13 protein-coding genes are annotated in these 16130 nt (G+C 44.3%); 5 read left to right on the top strand and 8 right to left on the bottom strand.

What is annotated here, in order from left to right:
- Positions 1-35 precede the first annotated feature (35 nt).
- Positions 36-380: a hypothetical protein gene (locus AC3WJC_RS19500; protein WP_492400795.1), complete on the bottom strand. Its 345-nt coding sequence runs from the start codon at positions 378-380 to the stop codon at positions 36-38.
- Between the two features lie 280 nt (positions 381-660).
- Between AC3WJC_RS19500 and AC3WJC_RS19495 the strand changes: the two genes are divergently transcribed.
- The 3 genes from AC3WJC_RS19495 to AC3WJC_RS19485 are packed head-to-tail and all read left to right on the top strand — an operon-like array spanning position 661 to position 2994.
- A complete protein-coding gene (locus AC3WJC_RS19495) occupies positions 661-1650 on the top strand; it encodes a hypothetical protein (RefSeq protein ID WP_492400794.1) in 990 nt (329 codons plus the stop codon).
- A 22-nt stretch (positions 1651-1672) separates the two neighbouring features.
- A complete protein-coding gene (locus tag AC3WJC_RS19490; protein ID WP_492400793.1) occupies positions 1673-2341 on the top strand; it encodes a hypothetical protein in 669 nt (222 codons plus the stop codon).
- A 47-nt stretch (positions 2342-2388) separates the two neighbouring features.
- Positions 2389-2994: a hypothetical protein gene (locus AC3WJC_RS19485; RefSeq protein WP_492400792.1), complete on the top strand. Its 606-nt coding sequence runs from the start codon at positions 2389-2391 to the stop codon at positions 2992-2994.
- An 82-nt stretch (positions 2995-3076) separates the two neighbouring features.
- Here AC3WJC_RS19485 and yiaA read toward each other — a convergent pair whose 3' ends face one another.
- Positions 3077-3544 carry an inner membrane protein YiaA gene (gene yiaA, locus AC3WJC_RS19480; RefSeq protein WP_492400791.1) on the bottom strand — a complete coding sequence of 156 codons (468 nt, stop codon included), beginning with the start codon at positions 3542-3544 and terminating at the stop codon, positions 3077-3079.
- Between the two features lie 134 nt (positions 3545-3678).
- On the opposite strand from yiaA, the gene AC3WJC_RS19475 reads away from it, so the two are divergent.
- Positions 3679-5199 carry a hypothetical protein gene (locus AC3WJC_RS19475; protein WP_492400790.1) on the top strand — a complete coding sequence of 507 codons (1521 nt, stop codon included), beginning with the start codon at positions 3679-3681 and terminating at the stop codon, positions 5197-5199.
- Between the two features lie 104 nt (positions 5200-5303).
- Here the strand turns inward: AC3WJC_RS19475 and AC3WJC_RS19470 are convergent, their stop codons facing one another.
- The 5 genes from AC3WJC_RS19470 to AC3WJC_RS19450 form a co-directional block, all read right to left on the bottom strand.
- On the bottom strand, positions 5304-6773 hold the full coding sequence (locus AC3WJC_RS19470) for an RICIN domain-containing protein (RefSeq protein ID WP_492400789.1): 1470 nt from the start codon (positions 6771-6773) through the stop codon (positions 5304-5306).
- 284 nt (positions 6774-7057) lie between these two features.
- Positions 7058-9187, bottom strand: a complete 2130-nt coding sequence (locus AC3WJC_RS19465) for a carboxy terminal-processing peptidase (protein ID WP_492400788.1) — start codon at positions 9185-9187, stop codon at positions 7058-7060.
- Positions 9188-9376: 189 nt separating this feature from the next.
- The gene (locus AC3WJC_RS19460) at positions 9377-10000 is read right to left on the bottom strand and encodes a hypothetical protein (RefSeq protein WP_492400787.1); all 624 of its coding nucleotides are present in this window, start codon (positions 9998-10000) and stop codon (positions 9377-9379) included.
- A gap of 83 nt (positions 10001-10083) precedes the next feature.
- Entirely contained in the window at positions 10084-10926 is an 843-nt protein-coding gene (locus AC3WJC_RS19455; protein ID WP_492400786.1) for an isoaspartyl peptidase/L-asparaginase, read from the bottom strand.
- 375 nt (positions 10927-11301) lie between these two features.
- The gene (locus AC3WJC_RS19450) at positions 11302-12222 is read right to left on the bottom strand and encodes a cyanophycinase (RefSeq protein WP_492400785.1); all 921 of its coding nucleotides are present in this window, start codon (positions 12220-12222) and stop codon (positions 11302-11304) included.
- A gap of 151 nt (positions 12223-12373) precedes the next feature.
- On the opposite strand from AC3WJC_RS19450, the gene cphA reads away from it, so the two are divergent.
- Positions 12374-15004 carry a cyanophycin synthetase gene (gene cphA / locus AC3WJC_RS19445; RefSeq protein WP_492400784.1) on the top strand — a complete coding sequence of 877 codons (2631 nt, stop codon included), beginning with the start codon at positions 12374-12376 and terminating at the stop codon, positions 15002-15004.
- 411 nt (positions 15005-15415) lie between these two features.
- Here the strand turns inward: cphA and AC3WJC_RS19440 are convergent, their stop codons facing one another.
- Positions 15416-16045 carry a DNA-3-methyladenine glycosylase family protein gene (locus AC3WJC_RS19440; protein ID WP_492400783.1) on the bottom strand — a complete coding sequence of 210 codons (630 nt, stop codon included), beginning with the start codon at positions 16043-16045 and terminating at the stop codon, positions 15416-15418.
- Between the last annotated feature and the right edge of the window lie 85 nt (positions 16046-16130).

Here is a 16130-nt window from a genome sequence, read left to right as displayed (position 1 = left end):
CATACCGACAGGCATTGCCTGTCAACCTCATCCTTTTAAAATTGATAAGGATTCTTTTCCGCATTATTTTGCACCCTTTGTTTCACTACCCTGTCAATCAGCATAAATAAACCTATGGTGAAAACAACTGTTCCTGCTAAGCTTAAAAATCCTCCTATTGCATAATAGGTTGACATATTTGTCATACTTACAGCCCGGGTTTGGGCATAGTAGGGCATATAAGTAAACAAGGCCGACATTAACACTCCCATTCCAGATCCTAATGACAGAAATATGGAATCTAAATTTCTAACGCGCACCAAATAATAAAGAGCAGCCGTAAAAACCAATAACGGCGCAATTAACGGGATTAGACCTTGAAATATTTCTATTAGTTTCATATAACTGCCAAGTATTTTAGTGATAAACTAATTATTACAACAGGATTTTTTATATCCGGTTTGATAAGATCAAAATATTGGTATGATGATCGGGTAAGCACTATTTAAGCCGCTTTGATAAACCGGCGCGACTATTAGTCGAGCTAAAGGCCTTCCCAATGGCATCAGTTAAGCTACAAATTACGATTATTTATAACGTGTTTAATGCCCGAAAAACATTGATCTATCAAACAATCAATGCTTCTGCGAGTTAATTTTAAAAAACCAGATATACCAATATATGCGAAGCCTTCAGATAATGTACAGCTTAGTCAATATATTCTATATTGGTAAATTTCCCGGGTTCAGGTTTTCATTGAAATGCTCCGTATCATTAATAATACTGGCCGGAACGACCTCTCCGGGTTTCGCGCAAGGCAAGGAAAATGTATACGCCCATTTGCTGACCAGGATAAGCGTTAATGGTTCATCTACCGATACAGCGCGGTTATTTTATTGCCGAAATACCGATGATAATAAGCTAACTGTATATACCATTGCCGAAGGGGTGGTATCAAGCGCGTCGGCCTATTCAATATCCGGTTCGGATAATAATTTATATTTATACAACCGCTCGATCGATCAGCACACTACTGATAGCTTAAAAATAGCATTTAACGATGCTAAACGCCAGGTAATTATTAACCGGCACGACAGCTATACACTATTCCCGGCTGCCTATTCACAACTAAAAACAGATGTTCAGCAGCATCACAAAATAACAGCGATCATGAATTTGCTGGGTGATGCTATCGGAGATTACCCGGTGGCAGACGCGTTGCCATTGTTTACTTTTCATCCATGTGTAAGTAAACAAATCCGTTCGGCAAGTATCGTTACACAACGCAGCCAGGCTGATCTGACTGACAAATGGACCGTTACTTATAAGTACAATCTTGTGGGACAATTACAACAAGTTGTGGCCAATGCAGGTAAAGATATCCGTTTTACAAAAGCGGTGCGATACAGCGCGCAAAAAGTAAAAGGAATAACAACCTATCTGAATATCGAAAGCCGGCAGATCGTAAGTCAAAAAGTCAGTTATCCGCAAAACCAGCCATTTATTACCTGGACGGATAATACCTACGAACCGGGTAAAGACCGTGAAACAAAAACTTGGGTTAAACTGATCAACAGCGGGCGTAAAAACCTGCAAAGTATAGAGCCCTCTTTTAAAGAAGTATTAAGTTTAGTTAAGCCTACACGTAACGGCGTTGGGATAAAAAAGTAACATTAATTGAATCAACCATAATATGAAACCACTATTGACGGCAATTATAGTCTGCCTAAGCATAGCTTCCTGCACATCAGGAACTAAAAAAGATACGGATTCCGAATCTGTAAAAAAACCAGCGGGAGTAACGAATACCGGCCCTTTTGACTTGGCTGATCTTACCCTGACGGAGCAGGACGCACCCGGCCTGATAGCCTCGCATAAAGTTAAACCGGAGCCTATTCTGGATGCAGATATAACTCCTTTTGGCTACGAAGTTTTTAAAAGCAGCAACGCTGCCGTACTTAGGTATCGTGGTGAGGATCTGTCCGGCACAAATGGCACTACAAAGAACCATGTATTATTTCATTATAACGAAAAAACCAAAATACTTGCATTTTATGAGATTGAATTATACACCCAAAAGCAGGCGGACGCGTTACTGAGAGAGCTACAAAAAATGGGTAAACCCGCTTATGAAAAGCTTGGCCTCGAGAAAGGCGCGTTTGCACTGGATGAGAATGGAAATATGATAGAAAAGGGTAAAGAGGAAAAACATACCTTCCGTATCTGGGAAAACAAAAAGAACGGACTTACCTACTTTTATAGCGAAACAGGCACCGGCGCGGGCTTTAGTGCTGAATTAACGGTATTAAACAGGTCTGCTGAGTATGCTAAAGAATGGATCAAGTTCAGAAGCTTTGAATAATTGTGCGTAATTCTAAATATCGCATATTATTAGCCCTCTGCTTGTTGATGGTTGCTTGTAAAGAAAAGAGAAAGGTTGACCTGGCTGCACTCACACTCACAGAAAAAGCTGCTGATATTATAAATTATGATGATAACTATAAAGGCGGTGTAAATACGGTTAGTGCCCCGTTTGCTTTTGGATTACAATGCTCACATTACGGTTCTTTTAACTATGATGGTATCCGGATAGACAGCGCCGGTTTAACCTTTCAGGTACGGTCTGATAAGATAAAAAACGATAGCAGCTTGTACCAGGGTGGTGCTACGGTAGATCAGGTTCCGGTACGTAACGCACTTGAATTAAAGCAGGCGTTGCAGAAATTTGAGGCGGACAGCCTGATCTATGGCTATCGCCTCAGGCTTAAAACACCCGCTTTGCAATCTCAGGTACTTAAAAAACTGATCAACAGGTATGGCCCGGGTGTAAAAAATCCTAATTCCGATCATGGGTTATACTGGAATTTAAAAACGCAGCACCGCTACGTGTTTTTTAATCCGGATTATGAGGACTTAACGGTATTAAACAGCACCCATCTCTCCAAAACTTGTTATGGCGATATACTGACCGGAACAATCGACCTTGGAGGCTGCACTTTAATGCAGCATAAATAGAATAAGTTTTACTTGATCAGAAACATTAAAAACCCCGCAGGCTTGCCGGGAGGCAAGACGCTACGGGGTGGCAACCGCTACGTTACAGTTCCTTATCGTCGAACATTTTGGTGTCGCGGGTATTTTTTTGTACAGCAATGGCCGAGAACATGCTCAGGCAAAACGCCATGGCGTAAAAGCCCTTTTCACTTCGGGCAATATCAGCATTCCATAAGCCGATAGTTAACAGTACCATGGCCGCGATGGTGGCAAACCAGCTTAATCCGTAATACAGGTCAGTTACTGCATGGCCTTCGGCCCTATCGCGCACACTTTTTTGTACGGAGATCACGGCGAATAAGCCAAATAACAGGATGGTAAAATAATAGCCTTTTTCGTTCAAAGCCATGGTTGCATTCCATAAGCCAATGCAATAGGCCACCACCCCGGCTAATAAGGCAAACCATGAGGCACCTATAAACGCACCGGTTGGTTTAAATGGATTTCTTGTTTTTTCACCGTGCTTTAAAATGGATGAATTTTCTTCTGTTCTGTGTTGTAGCGGTTCCATAATTATTTTGTTTTTGTGGTTAATTATGAAAGCAAATGTCAACCAGAATATCGGCCTGCAAAAACCAGATTCATAAAAATACTGACGATATAAATAAGTAATAATACTATCTTTATAGACATTAACCTCGCTATATGGACCCGCTTTCGGAATTGATAAACCTGCTTGACAGCAATGACAAAAAGCACTTCAGGCACTATTTGAAGCAAAAAAATAAACGGTTAGATGTTAAGAACCTGCAATTACTTAATTTAATAGAAACTGACGATATAATCGGTTTAAAAAAAATTTACAATTACGAAAAAAATAAGGATGCCTACCATGCCCTGCGTAAAAGGCTACAGGATAATTTACTGCTTTTCCTTTCTCAAAAAACCTTTGAAAGCAATCATTCCGAAAGTTACGACGCATTGCGCCTGCTGGTAGTTGGCCGTTTTTTATTAGAAAACGGTGTAATTAAAACAGCGTTCAAATGCCTCAACAAAGCCGAACGGCTGGCCGAAAATTTAGAACTGTTTAATTTATTGAATGAGTTACTGCTGCTTAAGTTACAGTACGCCCATCTGCCCGAAGCTGAAAATTTTGAAGCGCTGAGCGTCCGCTTTATGCAGAACCAGTTGGATATACAACACGAGGCCAGACTCAATATGGTTTATGCTTTTTTAAGACAGGAGTTGCAGCAAATACATCTGAAAGGTAAGATCGTTAATTTAACGGCCCTAATACTGACCACGATCCGGAAATACAAAATTTCTATGCAGGATCTGATGACCTATAAGTCCGTTTACCAGATCCTTTTTATAGCGAATGAATACGCGGCCATTCAGCAAAATTATGGCTTGATTGAGCGTTACATTAACCGCACCGATCAGTTTATTCAAAGCCAAGCGCACAAAACGCGGTCGTATTTTTTTTACCATATCTCCATCCTGTATTTTTTGACCAACTTTCATCTGCGGCAAAAGGATTTTGCAAAAAGCACATCCTACCTCGTTGAGATGATGGCTTTGATGGTTACGGACAACCGTTATTACAAGGTGTTTTATTTACGGCATCAGTTACTGGCTGGGCTAAACCTGTTTTTTTCAGGCAATGCGGATAACGCGATCCTGCTATTACAGGAATCAATTGCTAATACCAAACATCATGCTAAAGCTGAAGACATGGAGGATGTACGGATATGCCTCGCCATGTTTTTAGCCTTGTGTAATAACCGTGCAAGCCTGAAACAACTGACCTTGTTAACCCGTACCGATACCTGGTACGAGAAAAAGCTGGGTATGTTATGGACTATCCGTAAAAACCTGATGGAAATTCTGGTTCAGGCACAATTCTCCAATATTGAACTTGCCCTGTCTAGGTTAACCAGTTTCCGCAGGCGTTACAAAAAATACCTGTTAAAAACGTCGGAAGAACGCGTGCTCATTTTTTTAAAACTGGTTGAAAAGTACCTGCAAAAACCCGATGTGATTTTTGAGAAAGCCTATAAAACAGCCGTTTTAAACCTGTTAGGTACAGCCACAAACAACGACCTATTTACCATGAGCTTTGTAGCGTGGCTGATTGCGCACTGGGAGAAAAAAACAGCTTACCAGGTAGTTTTAGATCTGATACAAAATGAAAGCATTAATAAGAATGCATCGCAAACAAATTAAAATATAGAATAAGTGCCTCATAAGGCACTTATTCTATAAATGGCATTATTGTAACGGCTGCTTGTAATTATCTAACACCTTCTACATACAACGATCAACTTGACCTATTGTAAAATTTGCCATTGCTGGTTGTTGCCGCTATTCCATGGCCATTGTATTATGGTAGCGCCATCGGTAGTTGAGCCGCCGTTAACATCAAGCGCTTTGCCGCTGTTACGGTTGGTAATTTTATAGTAACCGCCGCCATTGTAAGTAATTTGCCATTGCTGGTTATTACCCCCATTCCATGACCATTGTATAATACCTGCACCATCGGCCGCTGAGCCGCCGTTAACATCAAGCGCCTGGCCACTGTTGCGGTTTATAATACGGAAATAGCCGTTGCCATTATCAACCAGTTGCCATTGCTGGTTGTTGCCGCCGCTCCAGCCCCATTGTATCGCCCCGGTACCTGCAGTGGTCGAGCTATTGTTAATATCCAATACCTTCCCGCTTTTACGGTTTACCAGCCTGTAGTAAGTACCGGCGCTAAAGGCCGTTCCCTCTCCCCAGCCATAACGTATACGCGCAAGGCCCGATGCATTGGTAGTAGTTAAGGTAATATTAGTTCCGCTGCCGCCGCGGGTTTGTATGCTGTAAGAATCATTGTCGCGCAAACCTGGCCAGTATACACTTGAAATGCCTTCGGCCCTGAAAACATTGGTAGAACCCACTATGTAGGCGATCTCGTTATCAGTGCCTACCGCGCCGGTGTAATTTTTTCCTGTGGTCATGGGCGCGCCAAATTCGGTAACTACCGTGCGGCTGCCGTAACTCCCGTACTGGCCGCGCCAGCTTGCTTCCCAGCCGGCTTGGGTATTGGTGGCCCAAAAAGCATAATTATGTAATGATAGCAGGCAATTTGTAAACCGCGAATCAGCGCCAACGCCCTTTACATCGTCGCAATAGCCTGTGCCGCCAAGCAATATCCGGCCACGGGGCACATCAGGGTAACGGGTAAGCCATTCGGCATAAATAGTAGTTAGCTGGCTAAGCGTATAGCCATGAGGCTCATTAAACACCTCGAAGTACACATTTGCATTACCCTGGTATTTATTTACCACTACCTGCCACATGTCCCAAAACTGTGTGGTGTTATCAATCAGCCCATCGCGGGATGATGCCCCCTCCCAGTAACCTAATATCACCTTCATGTTTTTACTCAGCGCCTTATCAATAGCACCGTTGTAAGCATTCCACCATGATTCCAGCACACTCGGCGGGTTTATAGGCAGCCTTACGGTATTTACGCCCGGCATATTGGTTTGAAAACCGGTCAGTATAGCATCGGCCTTTAGCTGTACAGTGGCATAGTTATCAGAGGCTTCAAGCCCTGATGGTATTACCCAGCCGTCTACAAAGTTATCACGGCCATCGGCCCAGTTTACACCTGCGATGTTAGCTGCACCAACAGCAGCAACACCTGTAGCGGTATCCTCTTTTACAACAGGCACCGCGTCGGGCTGTTTATCTTTTTTACAACTGCTTAAAAAAACCGCCGTAAGGCAAATGCATAGCAATAGAAATCTCCTCATCTTCATAACTTTAAAGGTTAGATAAATAATTAATGGTTAGTAAATTGGTTATCGAGTAACAGCCTAATTATTAGGGATAAATGGCTTGTTACAATTGGTTGTGAACAAAAGTCGTGGTTTAACCTTTAAGGCGTGAGGGGCAAACCCATAAATTGTACGGGGGTAAATACACATCCGGAAAGTTGCTACAGTAGTTATACTGGGAATAAAACGGCAATAAGCTAAATGCAAACGGCCCGTACCTTTGCAGGTACGGGCCGTTATACTGGTATAGTGCTTACTACTTATTGCACATTGGTAGTAAGCTTATTATCTGTATTAATATAATCGATCAAAATTTGACCGGCTTCAATTTTAAAAAAGTCCAAATCCTCGTTACGTGGTTTGGCCTGGCCCTTTTTTAATGCCGGTAAGCCCAGGGCTACACGGCGCTGATTGTTGCGTTCAAAGTTCCTTTGCTCATCAGCATCTCGCTCTTTTTTTAATTTCTCTTCGTTAAGCGTTACAGTGGTTTCTGCTTCGGTCTTTTTAAATTCAGCAATATCCTCAAGCAGGTATTTATAGCTTGCGCTTTGTGCCATACGCTGCTCATGTTGTTTTTTTAACTGAGGTAATACCGTTGCAAAATCGCCAACCTTAGCGTAAGTGCTTTTGGCAATTACATCATACGGCAGGGCCGATGGCTCGGTATCTTCACCATATTTATCCAGCGGGATAATGGATGGGAAGCTAATATCGGGCATAACGCCTTTATGCTGGGTTGAGCTGCCGTTAATACGGTAAAACTTAGCTACCGTAAGGTTTAACTGGCCGTATTTATTCTGGCTGCCTGTACCCTGTGTTTTAGTTTTACCGGCAAGGGATGTAATCTTTTCGCTCAACGTGGTTGTAATTACCTTATCCAGGTTAATGGCGCTTTGTACGGTACCCTTACCATAGGTTTGCGTACCGGCTATGATGCCTCTTCCATAATCCTGAATGGCACCCGCGAATATTTCTGATGCCGAAGCGCTGAAACGGTCAACCGCGATCAGTAGCGGGCCGCTGTAGGCAATATCCGGGTCTTCATCCTTATCAACCTCTATCTGGTTACGCGCATCCTTAACCTGCACTACAGGGCCATCCTTAATAAACAAGCCTGTTAACTCAATAGCCTCTGTTAATGAGCCACCACCATTCTGACGAAGGTCAATAACCACGCCATCAACCTTAGCTTGCTTCAGGCTATCCAGTATCAGCTTAACATCACGTGTGGTGCTTTTATAGTTGGGATTACCTGAACGGTAATCATCAAAATCAAGGTAAAAGGCAGGTATAGATATGATGCCTATTTTAAAGCTTTTACCATTTTGATTATAGGTCTTGATCTCTTTTTTGGCAGATTGATCTTTCAGGATGATCTTTTCGCGCACCATTTCTATCACCTTAGGCTTGCTGCCCGCGGTAGCACCGGCAGGTAATACCTCTAAACGTACCACTGTGCCTTTTGTACCACGTATAATAGCTATGGCATTTTCAATACGCCAGCCGATGATGTTTTGAAACTCACCGGTTTTACCTTGTGCTACACCAACAATACGATCATCAACACTGATCTGCTTGCTTTTATCGGCCGGACCGCCCGGAACAATGGTTTTGATGGTTACATACTCATTTTCTGACTGTAGTGAAGCACCAATACCTTGCACCGAGCGCGACATCTCGATATTAAAATTAGCCGCGTTTGATGGGGTAAAGTAATTAGTATGCGGATCAACAGCCTCGGTGAACGAGTCCATAAATATCTGGAACACATCCGAGTTTGAGAGCTTGTTTGATTGCGACAGCAGGTTTTGGTAACGCTTGCGCAGTGTTTCCTTATTTTTGGCCATATCCTTATTGGCTAATTTAAGGTTAAGCAAATCGTACTTTACACGTCCGCTCCACATCTTGTTCAGCTCGTCTTCTGATGCTATCCAGGGCAGGCTGTCGCGGTCATAGGTAAAAGTTTCGTTTTTAGTATAGTCAAAATTATTGCCCACCTGTTTAAGTGAGTAATTGATACGCTCGTTATATCTTTTTTGGTATACATTAAAGATGTAGAATACGTTAGCCAGGTTACCTGCCTTCATATCATCATCCAGCATCAGCCTGTATTTTTCAAAGTCTTTTACATCAGTTGCCAGCAGGTAATTATGATTACCATCAAGCGCTTTTATGTAACGGTCAAATATCACCCCCGAGATGGAGTCGTTCAGGTCGATTTTTTTGTAATTGTATTTAGTAACCATTTCGGCCACATTTTGCAGTACGATGGATTGCTGTTCATCGGGCTGAAGATCATTAGAGCCGGCTACTTTTATGGGTTTAGATGGAGAAGCCTGGCAAGAGAGCGCAGCGCCGATCACCAACACAGCATATAATTTCTTAAACATATCTTTTACCGTTTTTAGGTCGGAGTTTATTACCAACATCAATACTTGTGCCTTTTGTAAATTACTAATGTAAAAAAAGACAGCCCTTTAGGCTGTCCTGATTATAATCTGAATAACAATAATACGATATTGTTTGATTTCTATTGTAATTGATAACTGAAATTACCCTTTTGTTACAAATACGGTGTATTATTTTGATTTGGTTTCAGTTTCAGGCATTTCGGCATATTTAAGCTCATACTTAGGTGCCGAGTTGCTCACATCTTTTATGGAGAGTATTTTTTTGTCTACTTCAACAGACTCGCTGCGCCAGCCGCGTGAAGTGGCAATGCCGCGGGCCTCAATTAAATCCTCACGTGCCAGGCTTACATCGCCCATATCAATTTTTACGGCTGCCAGCGATAGCAGGTTTAAAAAGGTATGCCTGTCATCATTTTGCCTGCGCGCAATCAGGTTGCTTTGCAGTAAAAACCATTTGGCTTCGGATAGGCGGTTGAGCTCCATATACACCTTTGCCAGATCACTGAAATTGTAGCTAGCAATATTATACTCGCGAAAGCGCATATTATGCTGAGCCGTTTTCATAAAGCGTGTTTCGGCCTGTTTTAAGTCGTAGTAGCTACGCAGCTCATGCGTTTTGATAGGTTTAGCGGCTACCAGTGCTGACCCTATTACGTAATTTTTGTTAAACGAGTAGTTTTTTACATGCGCTATCTGCGGATAACGCTTATGCTTTAACGGCCCTATACGCCACCACTGCGCCGAGGCAGACAGGCCGGTGAAACATAAAAATACAATTAAAAAATATTTCATGCAATGCTTTGTTGCAGGGTTACAATGGTTTAAACAAATCAAATTTAAAACTAATTAGCACATAAACAATAGCTATGGCCTGTTTATTCAAATACTTCAACTTCACCATCATGCAGGGCCCAAACCATGTACGGGTGGGTATCGTCATGATAAATATCGCCATTGGCGGCAATGGCTATTATACCTGCGAACCCATTATACGGCCCCAGTTCATCTAAAGTTTTGTCGGACGCGGCGTGGAGCGTAAAGCCATCAGTAACGCGGGTAACAATTTTCGCGGCGACTGCGCCGCTTACAATATCCTCACCTACACCGGTGCATGATACGCCTGCAAAAGCATTGGCATAATTGCCTGCCGCCGTTGCAGAATCGCTTACCCGCCCCGGTATTTCAAAACCTTTGCCCCCGGTTGAGGTAGCCGCGGCGATATCTCCATAAACATCAAGCGCTACACAGCCTACAGTACCCAGGCGAATGGAATCACTCAGTTTTTTTTCGTACTCCTTGCGGCGTTGCGGTATCTCCGGGTTATAATAAGTAAAGCCGTTCTCACGGGCAAAATCATGCGCGCCCTTGCCGCTCAGCACACGGTCATCATAAGTCATTAATTTTTCGGCTATGCAAATGGGGTTCTTTACATCCTCAATATTAATAACGCCCGAAAAGCGCTGCGTTTTACCATCCATTAATGAAGCGCTGAGGCGTATTTTACCATCACTTTGTATCTGCGAACCGGTACCGGCATTAAACAGGTCGCAATCTTCCAGCAAACTAACAGTATATACCACGGTTTCAGCGGCTGTATGTGTTTCCAGGTATTTGTAACCCGCCTGAACGATCTCGCGCAAGGCATCTTGCTTGGCCTGTTTAACCTCCTGGTTAGTTTGCGATTCGCTGAAGAACCCGCCGTGAATGATCAATTTCATGGTTAGAAGTTTTATAGAATGTTTACTAAGTGCGTGGATGAGCGACCTTGCAATCATTCAGGCATTTAACGTAAATATGTATGGTTTATGATTGATAACATACTTGATGTCCCTTGGACATGCTCAGGATCACAGGCCTGGCTACTTTATTCTCCCTGCCATGGTGAGCCTGTCGAACCATTAACAAAGAGAAAGGCCTCGCGTTTAATCCTTCGACAAGCTCAGGATGACAAAACCGACGACTTAAACCCCTACCTGTCATGGTGAGCCTGTCGAACCATTAGCCGCTTTGCTAACCATCCCGCTTGCACTCTTCGACATGCTTAGGGTGACAGTTCACCTCATTAGCTTACTCACCCCTCACTATTCACCACCCTATTGCAGGTCATCATTATCGGGTATCGTTAAAAATATCCCTTCTTCTATCTTTACCGTTTTTTTAATGAGCATGCGGTGCTGGTGCAACTCATACTTATCAAATATGGACATAACGTGCACCTTCAAATTTTCAATAGATACCGGGCTGCCTATCTCAACATCGTAAATATTGGTTTCCACGATGTTTTTTCCATCAACCAAAATAATCAACCCTGAGCCGATGGCTTCCATTACGTTGCCCTCGGTAACCAGTAAACCAGCATCCTCACCTAAACCTATCCCTAATATCCCCGGGTTACTGGCCACGGCGTAAAACAAACGGCCTATGCGGCCACGCTGTACAAAGTGGGTATCAACAATAACCCCGTCAATAAATCCTAAGCCGGCGGTTATCTGCACTTCTCCTTTAATCAGCGCCTCGTTACTTTGGCCGCGGTAGATCATGTGTGTTGATGCCGCCGCCGCGCCTGCCGAGGTACCGGCAATTACAAAATGCTCTTTATGATAGCGCTGCTTTAAGATCTGCAAAAACTGTGTTCCGCCAAAAATCGCGGTGAGCCTGAGCTGGTCGCCGCCGCTGAACATTACCACATCGGCTTTGCGTATACGGTCAAGATAATCGGGGTTGGCGGCATCTTCACGGCTTTTAATGTGCAATACGCCCACCTGTTCAACACTTAGCTGGTTGAATGATTTGATGTACTCCTCTCCTACCAGTTCGGGTATTTGCGATGCCGTGGTAATTACCTCTACAACGGATGCCTCATGTTTGGCCGATTCGGTAATAATGCGCCTGAGAATGCCCTTTTCAAAAAATTTAATGTAATCAGGCTGCAAAATATGTTCCTGGGCGCTAACGTTACTACCCATATCAACTGCTCCGCCTATTATTACTAATTTTCCTTTCGGGACATCCATGCTTATTACCTCCGTTTTATACAAATTACGATAAAATAGCGCTAAATCAAGCTGTTTAATTAAAAATAGTGCACACATAAACATTAAAAACTTTAGCACGTTGATACCTTTCAGTAGATTTAGGCAAAAAAATATCACCCGGCATCACTATATGAAAATTGAGAATATACATGTATTACGCGGACCAAACATCTGGAGCATTAGCCGTAAAAAATTAATACAAATGCGGCTCAACCTGGAAGAAATGGAGCACCGCCCCACTAATCAGATAGATGGTTTTTATGAGCGTATAAAGGCGCTTATACCTACCATGTACAGCCACCGCTGCTCGCCTGGCGTACCGGGCGGCTTTTTTGAGCGGGTTATTGCCGGCACCTGGATGGGTCACGTTATTGAGCACATCGCGCTGGAAATACAAACCCTTGCCGGTATGGATACCGGTTTTGGCCGCACCCGACAAACCAAAACACCGGGCGTTTACAACGTAGTGTTTAACTATATTGAAGAAAAGGTAGGTGTTTACGCCGCCGAAGCTGCCGTACGCATTGCCGAAGCCCTGATAGCCGGAGATGATTATAACCTGGAGGCCGACGTACAAAAGTTGCGCGAAATACGTGAGCAAACCCGTTTGGGGCCAAGCACCGGGTCGATAGTTGAGGAGGCGATCAGCCGCAATATTCCATGGATCAGGCTGAACAATCAATCGCTGGTACAACTGGGTTACGGTAAAAACCAGGTACGCATACGTGCCACCATGACCGAGCAAACCAGCAGTATAGCCGTAGATATTGCCAGTAACAAGGAAGAAACCAAGCGCCTTTTACAAGAGCAGGCCATCCCGGTTGCCAAAGGCATGACCATTACTTCTACGGATCAAATTGACGAGGTAATTAACCGCGTGGGCTTCCCGCTGGTATTTAAACCGCTGGACGGTAACCACGGCCGCGGCATCAGCATCAATATAAAAACCAGGGAAGATGCCGTTGCCGCTTATGAGCATGCTGCACGTATATCACGCAAAGTAATTGTGGAGCGCTATATTACCGGTTATGATTTTCGTGTTCTGGTGATTGATAACAAAATGGTGGCCGCCGCCATGCGCGTGCCGGCACATGTTAAAGGCGATGGCACATCAACCATACAACAACTTATAGACAAAGAGAACAGCGACCCGCGCCGGGGTTATGGCCACGAAAACGTGCTCACCGAAATAACCATCGACCGCGACACGCTTGACCTGCTCGATAAAAAGAACTACACCTTAGACAGCGTACCTGCGGAAGGCGAACAGGTTTTCCTGAAATCAACCGCCAACCTGAGTACCGGCGGTACATCTATTGATGTTACCGACCATGTACACCCGCAAAATATTTTTTACGCCGAGCGCATCAGCAAGATAATCGGCCTGGATATTTGCGGCATTGATATTATGGCTGAAAACCTGACCGTACCCCTGCCCCAAACCGGCGGCGTGGTATTAGAGGTAAACGCCGCGCCCGGCTTTAGGATGCACGTAGCCCCAAGCGAGGGTTTACCGCGCAACGTAGCCGGCCATGTGCTGGACATGCTTTACCCTCCGGGAAAATCAGCACGGATACCAATTATAGCGGTAACAGGCACTAACGGCAAAACCACCACTACCCGCCTTATAGCGCACATTGTAAAAAACAACCGCCGGCGTGTGGGCTATACCACCAGCGATGGCATCTACGTACAAAACACATTGCTGGTAAAAGGCGATACTACCGGCCCGGTTAGCTCGGAATTTATATTAAAGGATCCAACGGTTGACTTTGCCGTGTTAGAAACCGCCCGTGGTGGCATCCTCCGCTCGGGCTTGGGCTTTAGCCGCTGCGATATTGGTGTGATCACCAACATCCAGGAGGATCACCTTGGTTTGGCCGACATTCACGACCTGGACGACCTTACCCGTGTAAAAAGCGTCATCATTGATTCTGTAAAAAAAGACGGCTGGGGTGTATTAAATGCGGACAACCCCTACTGCGTACGTATAGGCAAAAGGGCCAACTGCAACGTTGCCTACTTTAGCCGCAGCGAACATAACCCGGTAATTAAGGAGCATTGCAAACGCGGCGGCATTGCCTGCGTACACGAGAACGGCTTTATTACCATTATAAAAGGCGATTGGAAAATACGCGTTGAACGCACCATTGCCATACCGCTTACCTTTGGCGGCACCGTGCCGTTTATGATTGACAACGTAATGGCCGCCACACTGGCTACCTTTTTATGGGGCTTTAAAACGGAGGATATCCGTATATCATTAAGCACCTTTATCCCGTCGGCAGTGCAAACACCGGGGCGCATGAATATTTTTGATTTTAAGGACTTCCGCTTCATGGTTGATTTTGCCCATAATCCGGATGGGTATAACGGTGTACGGGAGTTTTTGAGCCATGTGGATTCGCCGTACAAGATCGGCCTGATATCAGGCACCGGCGACCGCCGCGATGACGACCTGCGCGAACTTGGCCGCATTGCCGCTACCATGTTTGACCATATTGTATTAAGGCAGGAAAACCATACACGTGGCCGTACCAAAGAAAACATTATCGGGCTGATGACCGAGGGAATGCAGGAAATAAAACCTGATATATCTTACGAGATAATAGCGCACAGCAATGTAAAATCAATTGAGTACGTAATTAGCCTTGCCACGCCGGGAGCATTTATTACTACCCTGAGTGATGCCGTTGATGGCGCTATAGAGATTGTACAAACTTTCCAGGAAAAGGAAAGAGATCAATCAGTAAAAAGTTAACAATATATTGTAATTAAACTCCGCGTCATGGCGAGATATGAAGCAATCTCTTCAAGACAGTCCGATTTGGTTGTCTTTAAAGGGATTGCTTTGTTCTTGTTATTTGTCATTTCGAAGCGTTAGCGAGAAATCTGCACGCGTTTGTAGCCCTGCGGCAGATCCCTCCTCGTACCTCGTTCGGAATGACAACTATTGTGCTTTGACTAAGAGGTTCTGCTCAGAATTATCGTCAGCCTGCTCTTGGGCGCAGGGCCCAGTTACTTTACCTTAAATGCAAAGTAACCAAACATCAAGCCGGAAAAAACCTTCAGCTGCACAGGCCATACTCCCTGGCCCGGTTTTCCGGCAGGCCTACGCCCTTTTAAGTTCCTATAGTTATTAGCTTTCCCATCGAGGTGGTTAGTGAGTTACTTATTTTAACTTTTTAGGGCACGACAGATACCAGTGCCAAAGCATCATGGTGGCAATGGTGCGGTAGGGTTTCCACTGTTCGGCAATAATAATCAATGCTTCTTTAGTAGTTTCGGGTGGCAATTGCTTTACACGTTTTAAAGCGTTTACCGCGGCCAAGTCTCCGGACGGAAATACATCGGTACGATGCAAAACAAACATCAGGTAAACATCAACTGTCCAGTTGCCGATGCCTTTAAGCGTGGTAAGGCAGTTGCGCACCGCATCATCAGGCATAGCCGCAATATGTTTCAGGTTGATCTCGCCTGTAAGCATCGCCTCGGCAAGGTATCGTACATAAATAGTTTTTTGGCGGCTAAAGTAACAGGCCTTTAGCTCCTCATCAGTTAACAATAAAATCCTTGCCGGCGTAATCTCCTGCACACGCTCACGTAATTTATTTAAGGCCGACAGTGCCGATGCCAGCGATACTTGCTGCTCCAAAATAATATGCACCAGTGTTTCAAAAGTATTGGGTCTGCTCCACATGGGCGGGTAGCCATAGGTATCGATCACCATCTTCAGATCAGCATCCTTACCGGCAAGTTCGTCGCAAATAGTATAAAAGTTGGATTGATCGAAGGTGTTCATTGGGCTGCAATGTACCTAATTATTTCGATTGGCCTTTTGCTTAGTTATGGTTCGACAGGCACACCATGACAAGAAAGCCCGCTCT

The sequence above is a fragment of the Mucilaginibacter sp. FW306-07-L genome (genome assembly GCF_058782065.1).
This window is presented reverse-complemented; position numbering and strand designations above follow the sequence as displayed.